At 71.8% G+C, this 14629-nt stretch carries 13 protein-coding genes and 1 riboswitch; of the genes, 7 read left to right on the forward strand and 6 right to left on the reverse strand.

Annotated features, from left to right (window positions below; translation table 11 throughout):
- Nucleotides 1-3: 3 nt before the first annotated feature.
- The 5 genes from D581_RS0120780 to D581_RS0120800 all read right to left on the reverse strand — a co-directional run bounded on the left by D581_RS0120780 (nt 4) and on the right by D581_RS0120800 (nt 5075).
- Nucleotides 4-1050, reverse strand: coding sequence for an NAD-dependent epimerase/dehydratase family protein (locus tag D581_RS0120780; protein ID WP_018959133.1), 1047 nt, complete (start codon nt 1048-1050; stop codon nt 4-6).
- Nucleotides 1038-2486, reverse strand: a complete 1449-nt coding sequence (locus D581_RS0120785) for an aminotransferase class III-fold pyridoxal phosphate-dependent enzyme (protein WP_018959134.1) — start codon at nt 2484-2486, stop codon at nt 1038-1040. The genes D581_RS0120780 and D581_RS0120785 overlap by 13 nt, the downstream gene beginning before the upstream one ends.
- The gene (locus D581_RS01000000137505) at nt 2483-3508 is read right to left on the reverse strand and encodes a lysylphosphatidylglycerol synthase domain-containing protein (RefSeq protein WP_486585865.1); all 1026 of its coding nucleotides are present in this window, start codon (nt 3506-3508) and stop codon (nt 2483-2485) included. Before D581_RS01000000137505 ends, D581_RS0120785 begins: the two co-directional genes overlap by 4 nt.
- Before the next feature lie 185 nt (nt 3509-3693).
- Nucleotides 3694-4722 (reverse strand): glycosyltransferase family 2 protein, encoded by a 1029-nt coding sequence (locus tag D581_RS0120795; protein WP_199787823.1) that lies wholly within the window; start codon nt 4720-4722, stop codon nt 3694-3696.
- Nucleotides 4692-5075: a hypothetical protein gene (locus tag D581_RS0120800; protein WP_018959137.1), complete on the reverse strand. Its 384-nt coding sequence runs from the start codon at nt 5073-5075 to the stop codon at nt 4692-4694. The genes D581_RS0120795 and D581_RS0120800 overlap by 31 nt, the downstream gene beginning before the upstream one ends.
- 507 nt (nt 5076-5582) lie before the next feature.
- On the opposite strand from D581_RS0120800, the gene D581_RS0120810 reads away from it, so the two are divergent.
- From D581_RS0120810 to D581_RS0120840, 7 genes are all read left to right on the forward strand, one after another.
- Nucleotides 5583-6575 (forward strand): helix-turn-helix transcriptional regulator, encoded by a 993-nt coding sequence (locus D581_RS0120810; RefSeq protein WP_018959138.1) that lies wholly within the window; start codon nt 5583-5585, stop codon nt 6573-6575.
- Between the two features lie 175 nt (nt 6576-6750).
- Nucleotides 6751-8976 (forward strand): carbon starvation CstA family protein, encoded by a 2226-nt coding sequence (locus D581_RS0120815; RefSeq protein WP_026290745.1) that lies wholly within the window; start codon nt 6751-6753, stop codon nt 8974-8976.
- On the forward strand, nt 8973-9176 hold the full coding sequence (locus D581_RS0120820; protein WP_018959140.1) for a YbdD/YjiX family protein: 204 nt from the start codon (nt 8973-8975) through the stop codon (nt 9174-9176). Before D581_RS0120815 ends, D581_RS0120820 begins: the two co-directional genes overlap by 4 nt.
- A 135-nt stretch (nt 9177-9311) precedes the next feature.
- Entirely contained in the window at nt 9312-9992 is a 681-nt protein-coding gene (locus D581_RS0120825) for a hypothetical protein (protein ID WP_018959141.1), read from the forward strand.
- 68 nt (nt 9993-10060) lie between these two features.
- Nucleotides 10061-10570 (forward strand): GNAT family N-acetyltransferase, encoded by a 510-nt coding sequence (locus D581_RS0120830; RefSeq protein ID WP_018959142.1) that lies wholly within the window; start codon nt 10061-10063, stop codon nt 10568-10570.
- A gap of 64 nt (nt 10571-10634) precedes the next feature.
- Nucleotides 10635-10758, forward strand: a riboswitch (cobalamin riboswitch).
- 136 nt (nt 10759-10894) lie between these two features.
- Complete coding sequence (locus D581_RS0120835) at nt 10895-13309, forward strand: ribonucleoside-diphosphate reductase subunit alpha (RefSeq protein ID WP_018959143.1); 2415 nt, start codon at nt 10895-10897, stop codon at nt 13307-13309.
- Nucleotides 13309-14325, forward strand: a complete 1017-nt coding sequence (locus D581_RS0120840; RefSeq protein WP_018959144.1) for a ribonucleotide-diphosphate reductase subunit beta — start codon at nt 13309-13311, stop codon at nt 14323-14325. The genes D581_RS0120835 and D581_RS0120840 overlap by 1 nt, the downstream gene beginning before the upstream one ends.
- Before the next feature lie 38 nt (nt 14326-14363).
- On the opposite strand, the gene D581_RS0120845 is transcribed toward D581_RS0120840, so the two are convergent.
- On the reverse strand, nt 14364-14579 hold the full coding sequence (locus tag D581_RS0120845; protein WP_018959145.1) for a hypothetical protein: 216 nt from the start codon (nt 14577-14579) through the stop codon (nt 14364-14366).
- Nucleotides 14580-14629: the final 50 nt, after the last annotated feature.

Here is a 14629-nt window from a genome sequence, read left to right on the forward strand (position 1 = left end):
GGATCAGAAGAAGACCTTGGCCAGGCCGAGCGCCCCTTGGCGCCACGGGTCCCGGCTGGTCCGGCCGGTTCCGGGAGCGGGCGCGCCGGCCCCCCGCTGGGTGCGCCACCACGCGTACGTGCCGAGGATGGCGTCCTGGTTGGAGAGCGCGGGACGGAAGCCGAGCCGTTCGGTGGCCCGGCCGATGTCCACGTAACTGTCGTCGAGGAGCTTGAAGAGCAGCCGCCCGTAGACGGGGGAGAGCTTGGTGCGCTCCAGCAGGCGCAGGACCGCGAGTGCCGGTGCTGCCGGCAGCGGGACCACGCGTCTGCCGTGTCCGGCCGCGTCCAGCACGGCCTGGAAGTCCTCGCGCAGGGTGCCGAATTCGGCGGCGCCCAGGTTGTAGACGTCGTTGGCGATCTCGGGCGGGGCGTTCAGGGCGAGCACCACGGCGTCGACGAGGTCGGCCATGCCGAACATCTGGATGCGGACGTCGCCCCGGCCCAGGACCGGGAAGTTGCGGCGCTCCTCGGCCCATTCGAAGAGCATCGAGAAGAGGCCCATGCGGCCGGGCCCGAGGAAGGTCTTGGGGCGCAGCACCGGCAGGCACATCCCGCGCGCCCGGAACTCCTCGCAGACCTCCTCGGCCTCGGCCTTCGCCCTGCTGTACGGGTCGACGGGCTGGCGGGGGTGCTCCTCCGGGGTCGGCACCTGCTTGGGCAGTCCGTAGACGGCGGTGGAGGAGATGTGCACGACCCGGTCGACCCGGGCCCGGTGCGCGGCGGTCAGGACGGTACGGGTGCCGTCGACGGTGATGGAGCGGATCTGGTCGACGGGGTAGCTGGGCAGGGCGGCGGCGCAGTGCACCAGCGCGTGGGCCCCGTCGAAGGCGCGGGCGAGCGCCGCCGCGTCCCGGATGTCGGCGACGATGTGCCGGGCCCCGGCGGGCGGGTGGGGGTCGTCGCGCAGGTCGACGCCGACGACGTCGTGGCCGTCGGCGGCGAGCCGGGCCACCAGGTGGGAGCCGAGCATGCCGGCGGCTCCGGTCACGGCGATGGTCAGGCCGCCCATCGGGACACCGCCTTGTCCTTGAGGAAGGCGGTGAGGAGCCGGTTCATGCCCTTGGCCAGGGTCTTGTCGAAGGCGTCGAGGAAGATCTCCACCTCGTCGGGTCCTGCGACCAGACAGGGCGCGGCCACCAGGGGGCTGCGGCCGTTGAGCGTGTAGTACATGTACACGTCGTGGTCGTGGTACATCGCGTTGACGACCGCGCAGGTGATGACCTTGGTGCGAAGCAGCGGGTCGCGGGCCAGCCCGCCGGGGGCGATCTTCGCGGCGAGGTCCAGGAGGCGGGGGCCGCCGTCGAGGAAGATCCCGTACAGCGCTCCGGCGCCCCGGACGTCCGCGATGATGTCGGGGTACTGCTTGCGCAGCCGCTCCAGGCCCGGGGCGAGGACGCGTTCGATGGCGCGGGCGCGGGCCGGGTAGTCGTCCTCGACCGCGATGTTGACGGCCTCCAGCGCGGTGGCGGTCTCCTCGCCGAAGCCGTAGTACGTGGTGCTGGTGGACTGGAGCATGGCGTCGCCGAGGCTGTCGTAGGCCTTGCGGAAGACGGGTTCGCGGGCGACGAAGGCGGAGACGGAGGACTTGCCGCCGCCGAAGGACTTCGAGGTGGTCACCACGTCCGGGACGAGTCCGGGGTAGCGCATGAAGTGGAAGAGGCTGCCGGTCTTGCCCCAGCCGGTGTAGATCTCGTCGAAGATCAGCACGATCTTCTCCTCGGTGCACAGCTCCCGCAGTCCGCGCAGGAACTCCTCGGAGCACTCCGTCATCGTGGAGGCGGAGAAGGGCTCGATGAGGATCGCGTACACGTCGCAGCGGCCCTTGGCGTCCCGGGCCGCGGCGACCGCTTCCCGTACGGAGTCGAGGTCGCCGTAGCGGAAGGCGGAGACGCCGGGGATGCCGGGGAAGGCGAAGGCGTTCTGGGCGCTGCCGGTGAGGCTGCCGGAGCCCAGCAGCTTGCCGTGGAAGCTGATGTCGGCGTGCAGGATCCGCTGCCGGCGGCCGCCGTGGTACTTGTACGCGAGTTTCACCGCGCCCTCGACGGCCTCGGCCCCCGAGTTGGGGAAGAACGAGAGGTTCAGGTCGCCGGGGAGGAGCTGGGCGAGGTTGTGGCCGAGGGCGGCGATGTAGGGCGAGAAGTAGGTCTTGTGGACCTCCATCCGGCGCTGTTCCTGGAAGCGGCGGCGGGCGGCGAGGATCCGCGGGTGGTTGTGCCCGTGGTTGAGGACGCCGACGCCGCCGGTGAAGTCGAGGATGCGGCGGCCGTCGCGGGTGTGGATCCAGGATCCCTCGGCGTGGTCGACGAGTTCGCGGCCGAAGCCGAAGGAGGTCATCAGGGAGACCTGGCTCTTGTTGACGTGGGACCGGTACAGCTCGTGCACCTGGCTCGTCGACAGTTGTTCGCAGTCGTCCACGGTGAGCAGGGGGGTGGCGTCGGGGGTCATGCGGCTCCTTCCTGGAGCGCGGGTCGGGGGGTGGGCAGGGGTCCGGCGGCGCGGGCCCAGGCGAGTGCGGCGCCGGTGGCGGCCACTTCGCTGAGCACGCAGACCAGCCGGCTGGCGATGACGGCCGCGGTGGCGGCGGACAGCGGCATGACCGCGCCGAGGGGCGCGAGGAGGACGAGTTCGCGGGCTCCCCAGCCGTCGGGCAGGACGAAGGCGAGGCTTCCGGCGACGGTGGCCAGGGCGAAGCCGCCGACGCAGACCGGCAGGGAGAGCAGCGGCGGGGCGCCGAGGAGGACGACGATCGCCCACAGGTGGAGTCCGGAGACGGCCCAGGAGGCGCAGGCCCAGCCGATGGAGAGCCGCAGGGCCCGGGGCGAGCCCTCGGCGGCTCCGTCCGGGCGGCGGGCCAGCCGCATCGTCCACGCGACGAGGCGGCCCACCCAGCCGGGCCGGGCCACGGCGGCGGCGGCGAGCAGGACGAGCGGGGCGAAGACCCAGGCGCCCGTGCCGAACACGGCCGGTGCGACGAGGAGTCCGGCGGCGGCCCCCGTGGTCATCCCGATGACGAGGCCGAGGCCGAAGGCGGCGATCATCCGCTCGGGAGCGATGCCGACGGCCTTGCCGAGCTGGATGTGGGCGAGGACGCCCCAGATACGGCCGGGGACGAACTTGCTGATGACGCCGATGAAGAAGATCCGGGCCGTGTCGCTGGTGCGGGCCGTGGAACCGCCGTCCACGACGAGGACCCGCCAGGACAGCATCGACAGGACGAGCCCGGCCGCGTTGACGAGGAGCGCGGCGATGAGCAGGAGCACTCCCCCGGGCCGTGCGGCGGCCTCGGCCATCTCCGTACCGGCTCCGCGCAGCGAACCGCCCACGGCGAAGGCGGTCGCCGCGATGAGCACGAGGACGGCGGCCGTGCGCAGCAGCCGGGCGCGGCGGGAGGGGCGGGAGGGGCGAGCGGCGGCTTCGGGCGCCGGGGGCTCCGGCACACCGGGCGGAGGGGCGGCGGCATCGGGCACCGCGGGCCCTGGTACCCCCGCTGGGGCCTCGGGCACCGCGGCCCCCGTTCCTGACCCGGCCCCGGGCACCCTGGCCCCGGGCGACCCGGTCCCGGCCTCGGGCACCCCGGCCCCGGGCACCCCGGGCCGGGGTGCCCGGGGCACCCCCACCCCGGCGCCCACGCGCCCCTGGTCCACTCCGGCGCTCACGGGGCGGCCACCGGGGCGGGCCGGTCGCGGCGGCCCCGGACGGAGGGGCCGAAGCGGGGGTCGACCAGCCAGCGCAGCCCGCCGACCACCGCGCCGAGGACGAGCGCCAGGTGCACCGCGAAGTGCAGCGCGGTGAAGCGGAGCAGGAAGGGCCACCCCTTGCGGCGGGCCACGAAACGCGACAGCCCGGGGTCCGCCAGCGCGAAGGCCACGGCGCAGGCCAGCGGCACGGCGAGCAGCCAGGGGGTGAGCAGGGCGAGCGGGAGGGTGAGCGGGACCAGACCGGCGGCCAGGACGCCGCCGGTGCGGTTGGCGCGCAGGCCACCGCCGCGCCGGCGCTCGACGGCGGCGACGGGGACGAGCAGTTGGGAGCGGCGGTACTGCTCGGCGAGCATCGGCAGCAGCCGGTCCACGTCGTCGTGGCGGCCGGTCACCCGCTCGCTGAGGCGGATGCGGTGGGTGGCGGCGAGGCGGTCGCTGTACTCGACGTCCTCGGAGTCGCGGAGGTTCTCGTCGAAGGGCCCGGTCGCCTCGAAGACGCGGCGCTCGATCGCGGCCAGCGCGAAGAAGGCGGTGCCGACGACTCCGGCGCTGCGGTGTCGCCAGAAGTGGGCGTGCAGGCAGTGGTAGACCTCCACCGGGCCGTCGTCGAAGAGCGGTTCGGGGTCCAGGACGCCGTGGACGCAGCCGGTCTCCGGGTCGTCCATGAGCAGGTCGACGGCGTTCTCGATCGCGTCGGGGGCCAGTGCGATGTCGGAGTCGAGGAAGAACAGCACCTGGCCGGCGGAGGCGGCGACGCCGAGGTTGCGGGCGGCGGAGACCCCCGCGTTGTCCGGGCGGGCGACGAGCACACAGGGGAACTCCCGGGCGATGTCGCGCGAGCGGTCGGTGCTGGCGTCGTCCACGACGACCACGTCCCGAGGGCGCAGGGTCTGGGCGTAGACGGATTCCAGGCAGGCCCGCAGGGTCTTCTCGTAGTTGTGGTTGGGGATGATCACTGACACGGTGGGGCGCTGCCGTGGCATGGCGGGTCCGGTCCTCTCGGTTCGGGGGGTCGGTGCGGATCCGGGCCTCCCAGGGCCGCGGGCCGCCAGCCGAGGGAGGCGGGGCGCGCGGCGCTCAGGAGGGTCAGGAGGAAGTCCAGCGCGGCCAGTTCGGCATGCACGAAGTCGGGGCTCTCCATGTAGAGCGCGGCGCGCACCGAGCCGTCCGGGCTCTCGGAGACGTACACATGGACCGGGCCCCCGGGGTGCGGTCCGGCGCGTTGGACGCGGGCGCCGACGCGGTGGGCGCGCAGCCGCCCGGCCAGGTCCCGTGCCGTCCACCGGTCGGGGTGCGGGGGTTCGGTACGCACCAGGAGCGCGGTCACCAGGAACACGGAGGCGTCCCGTCCTCCCGGAGTCACCCCCAGGAGAAGCCCTCCCGGACCGTGGCGGCGAGTGCGGCCGGCGAGGTGCGGCGGGTCGGGGAACGGAACGCACGCATCGGGAGCTCCTCGGAGATGTAGCGGTATGTGAATGGCTTGTGACGGCCTGATCCTGTCGCCATCGCCTCCCCGGAAGCCACGGTCTCCGGGTGGCCGGGAGTTACGGGGCAGCAGGGTGCCAGCTCCGCGGCCGGCCGTACGGGGCCCACCGCCTGGGACGATGCGCTGGTGGCAGGCGACTGCCAGACACCTAGCGGCCATTCACGCCACCACCGGCACCCGTCGCGGCCACTCGCCCGCCCCGGCCTTTCCGGCCACGGGCGGCCTCTCGGGGCCCATCCATCCCGTGGACCTGGTCTATACCTTCACAACAAGTCGGCCCTACACTCGCGCCCGGTGCTGAAGTGGCGTCCCGCACGGGAGTGCGGGGACGGCGTGACATCTGCGGGGGAGCCAGAGATGTTAGAGGTACTGGGGCTGGACGCGCGGACGGAGCTGGTGTACCGGCTCGTTCTGGAGGAGCCGGAGCTGCGGCTGGACGAGATCGTGGCGCGGCTCGGGCGGAGCGAGGAAGATGTGCGCCGAGCCCTGGACCAGCTGGCCGAACTCTGTCTGCTGGATGACGGCCCGCGCGGTACGGAGCAGGGCCCGCCGGTCTTCCGCGCGCTGGACCCGGCCGCCAGCCTGCCGTTCCTCCTCTCCCGCCGGGAGGCCGAACTGGCCCGGCAGCAACGAGGACTCGAGGTCGCGCGGGACGCGATGTCGGCCCTCACGACGGACCGGGGGCGGCGGGCGGGCGGCGGCTTCGACGTCGTCAAACGGCTGGAGGGGCTCGACGCGGTGCGCGAGCGGCTGACCGAACTGGCCGAGCTGGCCAGGACGGAGTGCCTCTCGCTGCTGCCCGGCGGCGCGCAGTCCCCGGACACGCTGGAGGCCAGCGGGCCGCTGGACCGGCGGGCGTTGGAGCGTGGCGTACGGCTCCGCAGCATCTATCAGGACAGCTTCCGCAACGATCCTTCGACCCTGCGCTATGTGAACCGGCTGGGCCTGCTCGGCGCGGAGAGCCGTACGCTGCCCACCCTGCCGCTGGTCATGGTCGTGGTCGACGGGGAGGTGGCCCTGGTGCCGCTGGACCCCGACGACGGCCGGGCGGGCGCGCTGGAGTTGCGGAGCAAGGGAGCCGTCGCGGTGGTCCGGCTCCTGTTCGAGCAGCTGTGGGCCACCGCCACCCCGCTCGGCCCCGCTCCCCGCCGCGACGGCAACGGGCTGACCCCGCAGGAGGACGAGTTGCTGTCCCTGCTGGCGAAGGGGCACACGGACGCGACGGCCGCCCGCAGGCTGGGGGTGTCCCTGCGCACGGTGCGCCGGATGAACGCGGAGCTGACGGCCAGGATGCAGGCCCGCAGCAGGTTCCAGGCGGGCGCGGAGGCGGCGCGCCGGGGCTGGATCTGACCGGCCGGAAAGCAGGCGTATCCCGAATGAACCGAAACGCGTCGGCAGCCGTGTCCCCGTGCGATACATCACCGTTGCCGGACCGCAATGCGGACGGGGGGTGACGCTGGGCGGACGCGTCCCCTAGATTTCCTGCCCATTGCACCGGTGATCAGCGAGGGGACGGAGTCACCACATGGCGAAAACGCCCACACCAGCACCATCGGCACCGCAGGTGCCGGGGAAACGGGGCATCTCCCCCAGGGCCGTAGTGGTCTGGAGCCTGGTCGCCCTGGTCGGGGCCGCCGGCTGGGCCACCCTCGCGCTCTCGCGGGGTGAGGAGGTCTCCGCCGCCTGGATGCTGGCAGCGGCCCTCGGCTCGTACGCCATCGCGTACCGCTTCTACTCCCGGTTCATCGCCAACCGGGTCCTGAAGGCCGACAGGAACCGCGCGACCCCCGCCGAACGGCTGGACAACGGCGTCGACTTCCACCCCACCGACCGCCGGGTCCTGTTCGGCCACCATTTCGCCGCCATCGCCGGGGCGGGGCCGCTGGTCGGCCCGGTGCTCGCCGCGCAGATGGGTTACCTGCCCGGCACGATCTGGCTCGTCGTCGGCGTCATCTTCGCGGGCGCCGTCCAGGACATGGTGACGCTCTTCTTCTCCACCCGCCGCAACGGCCGTTCGCTCGGCCAGATGGCGCGCGACGAGATCGGTCCGGTGGGCGGGATCGCCGCCCTGGTCGCGGTCTTCATGATCATGATCATCCTGCTCGCGGTCCTCGCGCTGGTCATCGTGAACGCGCTCGCGCACTCGCCGTGGGGCGTCTTCTCCATCGGCATGACGATCCCGATCGCCCTCTTCATGGGCGTCTATCTGCGCACCCTGCGGCCCGGCAAGGTCAGCGAGGTCTCCTTCATCGGCGTCGCGCTGCTGCTCCTCGCGATCGTCTCGGGCGGCTGGGTCGCCGAGTCGTCGTGGGCGGACTTCTTCACGCTGGAGCCGGGCACGCTGGTCATCTGGATGATCGTGTACGGGTTCTTCGCCTCCGTGCTCCCCGTCTGGCTGCTGCTGGCCCCGCGGGACTACCTCTCCACCTTCATGAAGGTCGGCACGATCGGGCTGCTGGCCCTGGGCGTGGTCGTCGCCCTGCCGACCCTGAAGATGCCCGCGGTCACCGACTTCGCCTCCAGTGGCTCGGGCCCGGTCTTCGCCGGCTCGATGTTCCCGTTCGTCTTCATCACCATCGCCTGCGGCGCGCTCTCCGGCTTCCACTCCCTGGTCTCCTCCGGCACCACGCCGAAGATGGTCCAGAAGGAGACGCAGATCCGGATGATCGGCTACGGCGCCATGCTGGTCGAGTCGTTCGTGGCGATCATGGCGATGATCGCCGCCTGCATCATCGACCCCGGCCTCTACTTCGCCATCAACGCGCCCGCCGGCGTGATCGGCGACAGCGTCCAGTCGGCCTCGCAGGCCGTGGCCAACTTCGGCTTCACCATCACCCCGGACGCCCTGGCCCAGGCCGCCAAGGACGTCGAGGAGGCGAGTCTGCTCTCCCGGACCGGTGGCGCGCCCACGTTCGCGCTCGGCATGGCGGAGATCTTCTCCGCGGTCGTCGGCGGGACCGCGATGAAGGCGTTCTGGTACCACTTCGCCATCATGTTCGAGGCGCTCTTCATCCTCACCACCGTGGACGCCGGCACCCGGGTCGGGCGCTTCATGCTCCAGGACATGCTGGGCAACGTCTACAAGCCGTTCCGTGAGGTCAGCTGGAAGCCGGGCGTCTGGTTCGCCAGCGCCGTCGTGGTCGGCGGCTGGGGGTACTTCCTCTGGGTCGGCGTGCACGACCCGCTGGGCGGCATCAACCAGCTGTTCCCGCTCTTCGGCATCGCCAACCAGTTGCTGGCGGCCGTCGCACTGGCCGTCTGCACCACCCTGCTCGTCAAGTCCGGCCGCCTCAAGTGGGCGTGGGTCACCGCGGTCCCGCTCGCCTGGGACGTGGCGGTCACCCTCACCGCGAGCTGGCAGAAGATCTTCTCCGACGACGTCAAGATCGGGTTCTTCGCCCAGCGCGACAAGTACCAGGCGGGCATCGACGCGGGCGAGGTGCTGGCCCCCGCGAAGAGCATGGACGACATGCGGACCGTCGTCACCAACTCCACCGTCGACGGGGTGCTGAGCGCGCTCTTCGCACTCCTCATCATCGTGGTGCTCGTGGACGCCGGGCGGGTCTGTTACCAGGCGATCCGCGACCCGGAGAGCGTCAAACTGCACGAGACGCCGTACGTCGAGTCCAAGCTCGTCGCCCCGGCCTCGCTCTTCGCGACCAAGGAGGAGAAGGCCGAACTGGCCGCCGCCGGAGTCGGCCCCGAGGGCGGCATCCGCAAGGAGGCGGCGGAGACGGGGAGCCGGACATGACGGTCGCGGACGTGCGACGGGTGGCCGGACGGATCCGCTGGTACGTCCGTGAGCTGACCGGCGAGTCGACGTACGACCGCTATGTGGCGCACGCGAGGGCCCACGATCCGGACACGCCGGTGATGAGCCGTCGCGCCTTCGAACGCGGCCGCATGGACGCCCGCGAGGCGGATCCGCGCGAGGGCTTCCGCTGCTGCTGAGCACCCACCGGCCGGAGATCGGGCCGCCGCACCCCTTCCACGGGTGCGGCGGTCCCTTTTCGCACCCTCGAACGGACTTCGGCGCCGCTCGATTTCCCGGTGCACGGAACCCTCACCGTACGAAAGGATGTGCCCATGACATCGCATCCCCGGCCGCCCCGGCTCCGTCCCGTACTCACGACCTTGGCGCTGGCGCTGAGCCTGGCGGCGGCGACGGGCTGCGGCACCCAGGTGGCGACCGGCACGGAGACGGCGGACCGGAGCGCCTCGGCGGACCCCGCGCCCGACCGGGCGGAGCTGGAGGCGCGGGCGCTGGCCGCGCAGACCGTCGCGGAGCACGTGTGGGTGACCGAAGTCCCGGGGTACGCCCTGGCCCGCCAGTCGGTCGGGGTGATCGGCGACGACGGGTTCGGCAGCGTCTACACCACGCCCGACGGCGGGCAGATCCAGCTGCGGGTGGAGCGCCGGGCGCACGCCGGGGCCGACTGTACGAAGGACCCCGCGCCCGCCGGCGGCCAGGAGCCCCTGAAGACGTGCGAGCGGGACGGTGACCAGTGGTACCGGGCCACGGATTCGGGCCACGCGTACGCACGGGAGCAGGGCGGACTCGTGGTCACCGTGAGCGGGGCGCCCGACGAGGTGGACCGGGCTACGCTGCGGTCGGCGGCACGGGCCGCCCACCGCGCCGACGACCGCGAGCTGGACCAGGTGCTGCCGCCTGCCGACGGGGCCGGGGGGCGGCAGCCGGTCGAACGCGGCGACCTGCCGCCGGTGGGCGACGGCGCCCCGAACAACGACGTGGGAGCGAGCGGCTGACAGGGGAGCGAGCGGCTGACGTAGAAGCGAGTGGCCGACGTAGGAGCTGACTTGGGGACGAGTGGCTGATGGACCTGACGATCAGAGCGGCGGAGCCCGGCGAGTACGCGGTCCTCGGCGAGATCATCGCCCAGGCGTATCTCGGCGACGGTCTGCTGGACGGCCCGCGGGACCCGTATCTGCTCAAACTGCGGGCGGTGGAGCAGCGTGCGGCCGAGGCCGAGGTCCTCGTCGCGCTCGACGTGGACGGGTCGGTGCTCGGCGGCGTGACGTATGCCGCACCCGGCACCCCGTGGCGCGACATCGCCGGTCCGGACGAGGCCGAGTTCCGGATGCTGGCGGTGGCCCGCGAGGGGCGTGGGCGGGGCGTGGGAGAGGCTCTCGTGCGGGCGTGCGCCGAGCGCGCCCGGTCCGCCGACGACGTGCGGGCGCTGGTGCTGTCGACGCAGCCGGGCATGCTCGGAGCCCATAGGATCTACCGTCGGCTCGGCTTCGTACGGACCCCCGAACGGGACTGGGAACCGGTGCCGGGACTACGGCTCATGACCTTCCGGCTGGAGCTGGAGGCGCCCTCCTGAGGGGCGCGTTGAATCGTCGCGACACAACATGTGGGGGCCGCTTCATCCGACGGCCCCCACATGTATGCTCGACCTCGCTGTCGCCGCAGGGGAATCCGGTGCGAATCCGGAACTGTCCCGCAACGGTGTGATCGGTGTGCTTTTGCGCACCCGCAAGTCCGAAGACCTGTCGACAGCGCGTCCGGCTCGACCGAACCGGACGCCAGACGTCCGGGTCTCGCGGATAGGCCGGTGGACGCCGTCAGCTGTGCTGCCCTGCCCCGGGTTTCGCGCTGCCCGGCTTCCCCGCCTGCCGCCGGCCCCTGCCGAGCGAGGGAAAGCCCAGTGACCATCGCGCCCGCCGATCCGGTTTCAGCCACCGAATCCGCTGCCTCCACCCCGTCCGGAGCAGGCACGAACGACGGACCCGGGACCGCCCTGCTGCGGACCCTGACCGACCTCACCGTCGATCTTCCCGACACCGACCCCGGACGGGTCGCCGCCGCCGCGCTGCGCGGACGCAACGCCCGCTCCGACGAGGCCGAGCTGCGCTCGCTGGCCACCGAGGCCGCCGCGGGGCTCATCTCCGAGGACCCGGCGTACTCCCGGCTGGCAGCCAGGCTGCTGACCCGCTCGATCGCGGACGAGGCCGCGGGCCAGGGTGCGACGTCCTTCTCCGCCTCGGTCGCCGTGGGCCACCGTGAGGGCCTGATCGCGGAGCGCACCGCCGCGTTCGTCGCGCTCCACTCGGCCGCACTGGACAAGCTCGTCGAGCAGGCCCTGACGGACGGCGCCGACGACCGCTTCGGCTACTTCGGTCTGCGGACGCTGCACAGCCGCTACCTGCTGCGCCACCCGATCACCCGGCAGGTCATCGAGACCCCGCAGCACTTCATGCTGCGCGTGGCCGCGGGCCTCGCCGAGGACGAGTCGGTGCGGGCGCTGGACGAGGTCGCCGCGCTCTACGGGCTGATGAGCCGGCTGGACTACCTCCCCTCCTCCCCCACGCTCTTCAACTCCGGCACCCGGCACCCGCAGATGTCCTCCTGCTATCTGCTGGACTCGCCCAAGGACGAGCTGGACTCGATCTACGACCGCTACCACCAGGTGGCGCGGCTCTCCAAGCACGCGGGCGGCATCGGTCTTTCGTACTCCCGCATCCGCGCCCGGGGTTCGCTGATCCGGGGCACCAACGGGCACTCCAACGGCATCGTGCCGTTCCTGAAGACGCTGGACGCCTCCGTCGCGGCGGTGAACCAGGGCGGCCGGCGCAAGGGCGCGGCGGCGGTCTACCTGGAGACCTGGCACGCGGACATCGAGGAGTTCCTGGAGCTCCGCGACAACACGGGCGAGGACCAGCGGCGTACGCACAACCTGAACCTGGCGCACTGGATCCCGGACGAGTTCATGCGCCGGGTCGACGCGGACACCGAGTGGTCGCTGTTCTCCCCCGCCGACGTGCCCGAGCTGGTCGACCTGTGGGGCGACGCGTTCGACGCGGCCTACCGGGCGGCCGAGGCCAAGGGCCTGGCCCGCAGGACGATTCCGGCGCGTGAGCTGTACGGCAGGATGATGCGGACCCTCGCGCAGACCGGCCAGGGCTGGATGACGTTCAAGGACGCCTCCAACCGGACCGCGAACCAGACCGCCGAGCCGGGCCGGGTCGTGCACTCCTCCAACCTGTGCACGGAGATCCTCGAAGTCACGGACGACGGCGAGACGGCCGTCTGCAACCTGGGCTCGGTCAACCTCGGCGCGTTCGTGGCGGACGGCTCGATCGACTGGGACCGCCTGGACTCCACGGTCCGTACCGCGGTGACCTTCCTGGACCGGGTCGTCGACATCAACTTCTACCCGACCGAGCAGGCCGGGCGCTCCAACTCCCGCTGGCGGCCGGTGGGCCTGGGCGCGATGGGCCTCCAGGACGTCTTCTTCCAGCTGCGGCTGCCCTTCGACTCCCCCGAGGCCCGCGCGCTCTCCACGAAGATCTCCGAGCGGATCATGCTGGCCGCCTACGAGGCGTCCTGCGACCTGGCGGAGCGCTCCGGCCCGCTGCCGGCCTGGTCCGAGACCCGGGCGGCGCGCGGGGTGCTGCACCCCGACCACTACGCCACCGGGCTGAACTGGCCGGAGCGCTGGGACGCCCTGCGCGCCCGGATCGCGAAGACCGGGATGCGCAACTCGCTGCTGCTGGCCATCGCCCCGACCGCCACGATCGCCTCGATCGCCGGGGTGTACGAGTGCATCGAGCCGCAGGTCTCCAACCTGTTCAAGCGCGAGACGCTCAGCGGTGAGTTCCTCCAGGTCAACGCCTACCTGGTGGACGAGCTGAAGAAGCTCGGCGTGTGGGACGCCCGCACCCGTGAGGCGCTGCGCGAGGCGAGCGGCTCCGTGCAGGGCTTCGCCTGGATCCCCGACGACGTGCGGGCGCTGTACCGCACGGCGTGGGAGATCCCGCAGCGCGGCCTGATCGACATGGCGGCGGCCCGTACGCCGTTCCTCGACCAGAGCCAGTCGCTCAACCTGTTCCTGGAGACGCCGACGATCGGCAAGCTCTCCTCGATGTACGCGTACGCCTGGAAGCAGGGGCTGAAGACGACGTACTACCTGCGTTCGCGCCCGGCGACCCGGATCGCCCGTGCCGCGTCCGGCCAGGCGTCGGCCGCCGCCCCCATTCCCGTACAGCAGGCGTCGGCTCCCGACGCGGACGCCATCGCCTGCTCCCTGGAAAACCCCGAGTCCTGCGAGGCCTGCCAGTAATGAGCACCAACGACCACAAGAACCTGCTCGACCCGGGCTTCGAACTGACCCTGCGCCCCATGCGCTACCCGGACTTCTACGAGCGCTACCGGGACGCGATCAAGAACACCTGGACCGTGGAGGAGGTCGACCTCCACTCGGACGTCTCCGACCTCGCCAAGCTGTCGCCGGGCGAGCAGCACATGATCGGCCGGCTGGTGGCGTTCTTCGCGACCGGTGACTCGATCGTCTCCAACAACCTCGTGCTGACGCTGTACAAGCACATCAACTCCCCCGAGGCGCGGCTGTACCTGTCGCGGCAGCTCTTCGAGGAGGCCGTGCACGTCCAGTTCTATCTGACGCTGCTGGACACCTATCTGCCCGACCCGGACGACCGGGCGGCGGCGTTCGACGCGGTCGAGGAGATCCCCTCGATCCGTGAGAAGGCGCAGTTCTGCTTCAAGTGGATGGACTCGGTCGAGAAGATCGACCGGCTGGAGACGAAGGCCGACCGCCGCCGTTTCCTGCTGAACCTGATCTGCTTCGCGGCCTGCATCGAGGGGCTGTTCTTCTACGGCGCCTTCGCGTACGTGTACTGGTTCCGCTCGCGCGGTCTGCTGCACGGTCTCGCCACGGGCACCAACTGGGTGTTCCGTGACGAGACGATGCACATGAACTTCGCGTTCGAGGTCGTGGACACCGTCCGCAAGGAGGAGCCGGAGCTCTTCGACGACGCGCTGGAGCAGCAGGTCACCGACATGCTGCGGGAAGCGGTCGAGGCGGAGCTGCAGTTCGGCCGCGATCTGTGCGGCGAGGGCCTGCCGGGCATGAACACCGAGTCGATGCGCCAGTACCTGGAGTGCGTCGCCGACCAGCGGCTCGCCCGCCTCGGCTTCCCGACGGTGTACGGGTCGGAGAACCCGTTCTCCTTCATGGAGCTCCAGGGCGTCCAGGAGCTGACGAACTTCTTCGAGCGCCGCCCGTCCGCCTACCAGGTGGCGGTCGAGGGCTCGGTCGGGTTCGACGACGACTTCTAGACCCTCCGGTTCCAGACCCTCCGGGCCCAACGGGTCTCTCAGACCCTGGCCCAACTTCTGAGGTAGGAGCGCCGCGCAGCCGTCACCGGTCGCGCGGCGCTCCGCGTTTCCGGGGGCCCCGCCGCCCGCCGCCCGCGTTCCGCCTCCCGCAGCTGGCGGTCGATGCGGCGATCGCGGGCGACGCCGAGGGCCACGGGCGCGAGGACGAAGGCGAAAAGTGCCGCTACGACCAGGTAGTTCAGGAATGTGTTCATGCCTCTACTCTGGACCGCCGGAACGAGAATCATCAGTGGCAGGACTGCCA

It is taken from the genome of Streptomyces sp. CNB091, from assembly GCF_000377965.1.

Bases quoted from the DNA above. Each gene is read 5' to 3' on its own strand.
- D581_RS0120810 (WP_018959138.1), top strand. From the start codon at position 5,583: ATGTTAGAGGTACTGGGGCTGGACGCGCGGACGGAGCTGGTGTACCGG.
- D581_RS0120785 (WP_018959134.1), bottom strand. From the start codon at position 2,486: ATGACCCCCGACGCCACCCCCCTGCTCACCGTGGACGACTGCGAACAA.
- D581_RS0120820 (WP_018959140.1), top strand. From the start codon at position 8,973: ATGACGGTCGCGGACGTGCGACGGGTGGCCGGACGGATCCGCTGGTAC.
- D581_RS0120840 (WP_018959144.1), top strand. From the start codon at position 13,309: ATGAGCACCAACGACCACAAGAACCTGCTCGACCCGGGCTTCGAACTG.
- D581_RS0120825 (WP_018959141.1), top strand. From the start codon at position 9,312: ATGACATCGCATCCCCGGCCGCCCCGGCTCCGTCCCGTACTCACGACC.
- D581_RS0120780 (WP_018959133.1), bottom strand. From the start codon at position 1,050: ATGGGCGGCCTGACCATCGCCGTGACCGGAGCCGCCGGCATGCTCGGC.
- D581_RS0120830 (WP_018959142.1), top strand. From the start codon at position 10,061: ATGGACCTGACGATCAGAGCGGCGGAGCCCGGCGAGTACGCGGTCCTC.
- D581_RS0120815 (WP_026290745.1), top strand. From the start codon at position 6,751: ATGGCGAAAACGCCCACACCAGCACCATCGGCACCGCAGGTGCCGGGG.
- D581_RS0120845 (WP_018959145.1), bottom strand. From the start codon at position 14,579: ATGAACACATTCCTGAACTACCTGGTCGTAGCGGCACTTTTCGCCTTC.
- D581_RS0120795 (WP_199787823.1), bottom strand. From the start codon at position 4,722: ATGCCACGGCAGCGCCCCACCGTGTCAGTGATCATCCCCAACCACAAC.